Raw genomic sequence first — 6,165 nt, forward strand, 5'->3', positions numbered from 1 at the left:
TTCCTGTGACTCTCTTGGAACAGGACAAGATCCTGGTAACTCATCTTTATATTTAAGTATTTTGGTTTCATAGATACCTTTAGTTTTTTCAACTTCTCCTTAATATGGAAGTTTTTTAACTAAGGAACAACAAGATTATACAATAAATCACACTATTACCACCCTCTACTGATGTAAACATTCTTTATATTTGCAATACCCAGTTTTTTATATAGAGTGCCCTCTGTACAGCCTCACAAGGCCAATAGTTGGGGTATCCAGGTTCGTCTCTGTTTACACCCATTAGCTTTTTTGTTCCTCGTGGCTCACAAGGTGAGCTCGAGGGCTGGGCACTTGTTCATGATTTTTGTGTTGCTTTTCTCTAATAATGCACCAATGTTAACGCTTTTGCTGCTTTTAATGCTCTCCTCAGCTATTTTTGCTCCTTTCTCTTTGATCAGTTGATCCAAATCCTTTATACCTTCAGGCATCTGTAGCTCCTTAAGCCTAACATGCGGCATTCTTGCGTGTAATTGCAATAACGCACTCTCACTCCCTTTTTGACCCGCCTTGTCATTGTCTAAACCTACCTTTATCTCCTCTACTCCCAACTTCGTTATTACCTCTAGCTGCTTCATTGTAAAATTAGCTCTTCCTAAGGATACCACGTTCTTTATCCCCACCGCCTTCGCACGTAATGCATCCAAAAACCCCTCAACTATTATTAATGGCTCTTTTATGTCTACTTCCCTCAATCCAACCATAGGGGTCTCCTTCATCGCTCCCTTGCTATACACATACTTCCCATACTTTGACTCCTTTGTGTGTTCTATGTCCCTTCCTACTACCCCTACTATAGCACCTTCCTTATTATGTAATGGTATCACTATGTGGTGCATGTTGCTCCCTATCACCCCTAAACACTTCCACATGTCTAGCCTCTCCTTGGTTGATACTCCTTGACTGCTTAAATACTCCATAAGCTTCTTCTTGCTAAAAAGGTAACCCAATCCGCAATCCCTCACATTCTCTTCACTGTACCCCCTCACCTCCTTCAAATACTTCATCGCCCTGTTATTTGGCCTTTGTATTGCATCCAAGCTATATTTGTACATTAAATCCCAGGTTTCTTTAGAAATCTCTAACTCTTCTTTTGGTTTTTCTGTTGGTTTTGTTGATTTTGCTCCTTTTGTGATTTCTAGCGCTTTTGTTGTGTTTTTATCAATATTTATTTTATTTGCCTCTCCACTTGCTTCTTTTGTTTCTTTTAATCCCTCTTTTACCGCTTCTTTGACTTGTTGTCCGATCTTACTTACTTTGCTTCCGTTCAGTGCTCTCTCAAACACTTGATACTCTTTTGTACCTCTTAGCCCAGCTGCTATCGACAAATACTCAAATACCTCCCCGTTCTCCCTCCCCTTCCCTACGTAATCCCATATGCTGCAACTTCCTCTTGTATAGTCTATCAGTAACCCCGGATTGTTCTTATACACGTACACCTTCCCCTTGTTCCCTTCTTCTCCCGTTATCTTCTGACCCGTCGTAGATACGTAATACTCTCCCATGTCTTTAAATCCAAATTCCGATAAAAAGTCCGGTAACTCACTATATAACGCCTCATAGATGCTTCTCGTACTTAACCTGTCACTGATCCCATACGTCTCATTTGTAGACATCCTCCTCCCTACTCTTGCTAACTCACCCACCACCTTACATTGCCTGTACTTCTCTCGCTCCTCTACGTCACTTCTTTCCCGTATAACCCCTACCCTTCTCGTCCCCCTCTCATCAAACTCCTCCACTACCCTCACGTCCTCTCCTATTCCAATCCCCCCTACGTCTACCCCTCTCAGTAAACAACAACCTATGTTACGCTGATCCAGCACTATCAAATCTTCACCATCTATTTTTACACTACCAGCGTATTTACCTATCATTACACCAGGAAAATCATAATCTACGTACGAGTATTTCCTATTTTTCTGCAATTCTGCCCCATAATCCGCAACTTTCTTGCTCTCACCAAAATGCCTCACATCAGACACCTTTAAATCTATCCCTTCATCCGTCTCTATATTCCTCTTGTTCCCAAATAAATGCGTATGCCTTATATAGTCATCCCTTATCTCATCTATCGCCAAGCTCTTCCTGTTCTCCCTACATAGCCTACTCACCATGTTCTCATAACTATTAAATCTGTCATTAGAGTAGTACACATCTACTCTCTCCCTGTGCCTGCTCAACCCTACATATGTCGCATGCCTATCCATCCCCCTAGACGGCATCACAAAGCACCTGTCTACCGTCACTCCCTCTGCTTTATGTATCGTCGCTGCGTATCCATGCTCTACCTTCTCGTATTCCAATATATTGAACCTTACAATCCCTCCCTTGTCCAACTTTACGCTAAATACATCACCTGAAATCTTCGTCACACTACCCAATGTTCCGTTCTTTACTCCCAAGCCCTTGTTGTTCTCTAAAAAATACAACCTGTCACCTACACCAAAGCACCTCTTCCCAACATTCGTTTTAAATTCCCGTTCTTCAGATATACTATTCTGTGATTTCATGAGGTTTCTTGCGTATTCATTTAAAAGACCAACATCTTTTCTTGTATATGCTAACATTATCGATGATTTGCCCTCTAATACTACCTTGTGCCAATCAGATGCCATAGCCTGCTGTGCCTCTCCCAGCTCCTTAAATCCGTGTACCATCCCCTTTTGTGAGTAGTAACCAAGACCCTGCTTTACGTCCCCTAAAGCTAATGACCTCGTCGCTTCTTGTTGCCATTTTTCCTTTTGTCTTCTAATCTCATTTAGCTCCACATGACCTATTCTTTCTATTACACCCCTCAATGCTGCTCCAGCCTCTATCGCCTGTAATTGCCTCGGATCACCTATCAGCACAACCTTCGCCCTATGCAATCTCGCTTCATCTATGATCTTACCTAATGCTCTTGTTCCTAACATGCTCGCATCATCTACTACTACTATGTCTCTACCGCTCAATATCCCCCTTTGATTCCTCCAGTTCGCTTCCCTGTTCGCTACCGTATAACTCTTGATCCTCGTACTCCCTTCAAGGTGCTCTGCCGCTATTCCCGATAAGGTCATCCCTATCACATTGTACCCTTCGTTCTCCCATACCTCCCTTGCTGCTGCCAATGTATAGCTCTTGCCACTCCCAGCATACCCTACTATGCATGCTGCATCCCTATCACCTGTAATATGCTCAAACGCTGCCTTCTGGTTATCTGATAAGCCGTACTTCTTCCTAATTACCTCTCTGTACTCCAAATCCACCGTATGTTCCTGCGTTTGTTCCAACCTCTCAGCTTGCCTCACCATTCGGTACTCTATCTCTATCATCTCTTGCGATGTGTACCTCTCCTGTCCCTTCTTATCTACTCCCAGCCTTATCAGTAAACCACAGTTTCTTAGCTTCTCGTATACCCTCTCAAATTGCTCCCTATCTACCGTATGCGTGTTCACAAACTTCGCCAATTCAACATGCGTAAAAGTAGCGCTGTACTTCGTTAATGCGTCTACCGCAATCCCTGGTTCCTTATAAATCCTCTCCCCGTTACTCCTTGCTATCTCCTCATGCTCTAGTACCTTATCCCTCAGCCTCTCCCCCGCTGATGCATTACCTCTTTTGTTTTGCGGCTCTAAAGCTATTTCTCGCTCTTTGTTGCTTCTATGGTCAACTTTTAACTCAAATCCCGCTTTTACTAGGTGTTTATTTACATAATTAGCCCATTCCTCCCTCCATTCTAAACACAAGCTCCTCTTGTTCCATTCCGTAACCTTTCCACCAAATCCTTCCTTGCTTACACTTCTAGTCGTCAGCATCACATGTACATGAGGCTGGGCCCCGTCATTACCATTGTGAACACACATGTCAGCAATCATACCAAGTGCTACGCACTTGCGTTGCACAAAGTCACGGGCCAATGCTATGTTCTGCTCATGTGAGAGTTCCAGAGGTAAAGAGCAGGTAAACTCTCGAGCTACTTGAGCATCCTTACGCTTCTCCGCACCCTCTACTGCATTCCATAAAGCCTCCCTGTTGCAAAAACTACTAGGCGCCTCCTTCGGTAAAAGGACCTCCTTGTACAAAACATCTTTTTTGCTGCTGTAGTTAAAAGTCTTCTCCAACGTCCTATCATGCAGCTTTTCTCCAGCACGATAAGCCGCCTTGTTAACAGCTGAGTGACCCTTAGAACGGGTAAAAATCTTAACACTAAAATGATAAATCGCCACCTTAGAGCTAAAATAAAAAGCTTATAATATCAGTTTGACATACTTCTCGCTTTTTATTCAATTTTATTTAACAAAATACGCTAAAAAAAGAACCCATTCTTTTCACACCATTTTTGCATCAGACATATAAGCGCGCACTTTATCCCAAAGCTGTACATCAGTTCCCCCAAAAATCTCGTTCCGGTTCCGCAAGATTAAGCACTTGAGTGCAAGGATTCTTACTTGCACCATAAATATCCGATAATGGGTTTACGCAATGCACCATCACAGAGGTGCGCTACCGCCAAGTACCCCAGCCCCCCTCAATTAGACGCACGCCTACCCAAATTTGTAGACAAACTAGGCAGCTCGTACTGCTCACTCCCCAATCAGTCCCATAACCTCTTCCTCTGTCAACCCTGTTGCCTCCCTCACCTTCCCCAGCTCCATACCCATGCTCAGCAGATGCTTCGCTATCGATAAGGCCTTCTCACGCTCACCTTCAGACCTTCCTATCGCTATCCCTTGCGCTATGCCTTCTTCCATAGCATCCTGACGCTTCTTTTCAAATGCTGAGTCCTCAAACCTCCAAAATGCTAAATGCGATTCATATATCTCCCTCTCTACGTTCGTCATCTGCAGTTCTTTCATCACTTGCAACGCCTTCTTCATCTCTGGTACCGACAACCCCTTTGGTAACCTCTCGGGATCCAGTAACGCATACTTCGTCAATACCGCTACCCATTTGTCCAACATCTCCTTCGCCTTCCCTATTACTTCGTATATGTCTTCTACGTCTTTCTCTGCGTACTTGCTTAGCTCTATCGTGTGTATTTCTATATCCTTAAATCCCCCTACGTGTGTATCCTTGTCCAGCAACACAAATCTATGGTGATACTTATTTGGCGCATGTACGCCCCACCCTTTCTCCTTCTCGTAGTCTATTGCTGTAAAGTTCAATATATGTATCGCTATCGTTCTCTTCAGATCCCGGTACTTCCCTGATGCTCCTATCTGATTGGAGTACACCCTTGCCCAGCCATACAACCCTCTCTTGTGATAGTCCAGCTCATCTGCTAGCTGCATCTCTACCAAAAAGTAGGTGCCCGTATGCTTGTTCCTTGCTTTAACATCTAAAATAGATAGCTTGTCTTTTTGAAAATTTCTTTCGTTGTACGGATTCAATATCTCTATTTCGCTTATCTGGTCCTCCTCGGATACTATAGAGTTTAGCAGTGATATCAGTATGTCAGCATTTGTTTCAACTCCAAAGATCTTCTTAAATGCGACGTCAATGAGAGGATTGATCATGTATACGTCGTTGTACTTCATCCGCTTTGTTTTGCCTCCTTTCTGTGTCATCTTGTTACTGCTGTGTGTTTCTATGTAATGACATTATACATCATACACTCCTTCTTGCAATGCCTCTCCTTCTTCCTCCTCTAGTTTTAACACTCCCTTCTCTCCTCTACAAGAAGTACACTTATATTTTGCTCCAGTTCCTTTATACTACCCTCAACTATACTCCTCTTCAGCTTCTTCAGTCCCTCTAGCACCTCTAAACACACTCCTCTTCTCTTTATCCCTACATCCAGCCTCCACTCTAAGTCTTTCAATAACTCTGGTCTACTCTTCCCCGTCTCCTTCCTCAGTACATATTGCTCATATAGAGACCTCTGCATTATTGAGTTATGTGAATAGAAGTATTATGGTATGAAGGATAAAGTAACCAAAAGAGGATATGATGAGTTTTTTAAAGATTGAAGCAGAACATAGGATTCAGGGAAGTAAGGTGATGCGACTATGCGGTCTGATAAAGTGGAGAAGGCTTGAAGCTATTTTATGTGGTTTGGGAAGGAGTGGTTATGGTCCTAACGGTTATGATGTCGTTCAGTTGCTCAAGGCGTTGATACTACAAAGCTGGTATAGTTTAAGCGAC

General features: G+C 43.1%; 4 protein-coding genes. 1 reads left to right on the forward strand and 3 read right to left on the reverse strand.

What is annotated here, in order from left to right; translation table 11 throughout:
- Window positions 1–305: 305 nt before the first annotated feature.
- The 3 genes from traA to EDM53_RS03320 all read right to left on the reverse strand — a co-directional run bounded on the left by traA (window position 306) and on the right by EDM53_RS03320 (window position 5,908).
- On the reverse strand, window positions 306–4,247 hold the full coding sequence (gene traA, locus EDM53_RS03310) for a Ti-type conjugative transfer relaxase TraA (protein ID WP_130122265.1): 3,942 nt from the start codon (window positions 4,245–4,247) through the stop codon (window positions 306–308).
- Between the two features lie 357 nt (window positions 4,248–4,604).
- Window positions 4,605–5,588: an Rpn family recombination-promoting nuclease/putative transposase gene (locus tag EDM53_RS03315; RefSeq protein ID WP_130122266.1), complete on the reverse strand. Its 984-nt coding sequence runs from the start codon at window positions 5,586–5,588 to the stop codon at window positions 4,605–4,607.
- Window positions 5,589–5,674: 86 nt separating this feature from the next.
- Window positions 5,675–5,908, reverse strand: a complete 234-nt coding sequence (locus EDM53_RS03320) for a hypothetical protein (protein ID WP_130122267.1) — start codon at window positions 5,906–5,908, stop codon at window positions 5,675–5,677.
- A gap of 62 nt (window positions 5,909–5,970) precedes the next feature.
- Between EDM53_RS03320 and EDM53_RS03325 the strand changes: the two genes are divergently transcribed.
- The coding region (locus EDM53_RS03325) for a hypothetical protein (protein ID WP_207215424.1) at window positions 5,971–6,165 on the forward strand (195 nt) is incomplete at its 3' end.

Source organism: Rickettsiales endosymbiont of Peranema trichophorum (assembly GCF_004210275.1).
Taxonomy (GTDB): domain Bacteria; phylum Pseudomonadota; class Alphaproteobacteria; order Rickettsiales; family Midichloriaceae; genus RICK02.

Excerpts from the sequence above, each read along its gene's own strand:
- EDM53_RS03315 (WP_130122266.1), bottom strand. The coding sequence starts at position 5,588 with ATGACACAGAAAGGAGGCAAAACAAAGCGGATGAAGTACAACGACGTA.
- EDM53_RS03320 (WP_130122267.1), bottom strand. The coding sequence starts at position 5,908 with ATGCAGAGGTCTCTATATGAGCAATATGTACTGAGGAAGGAGACGGGG.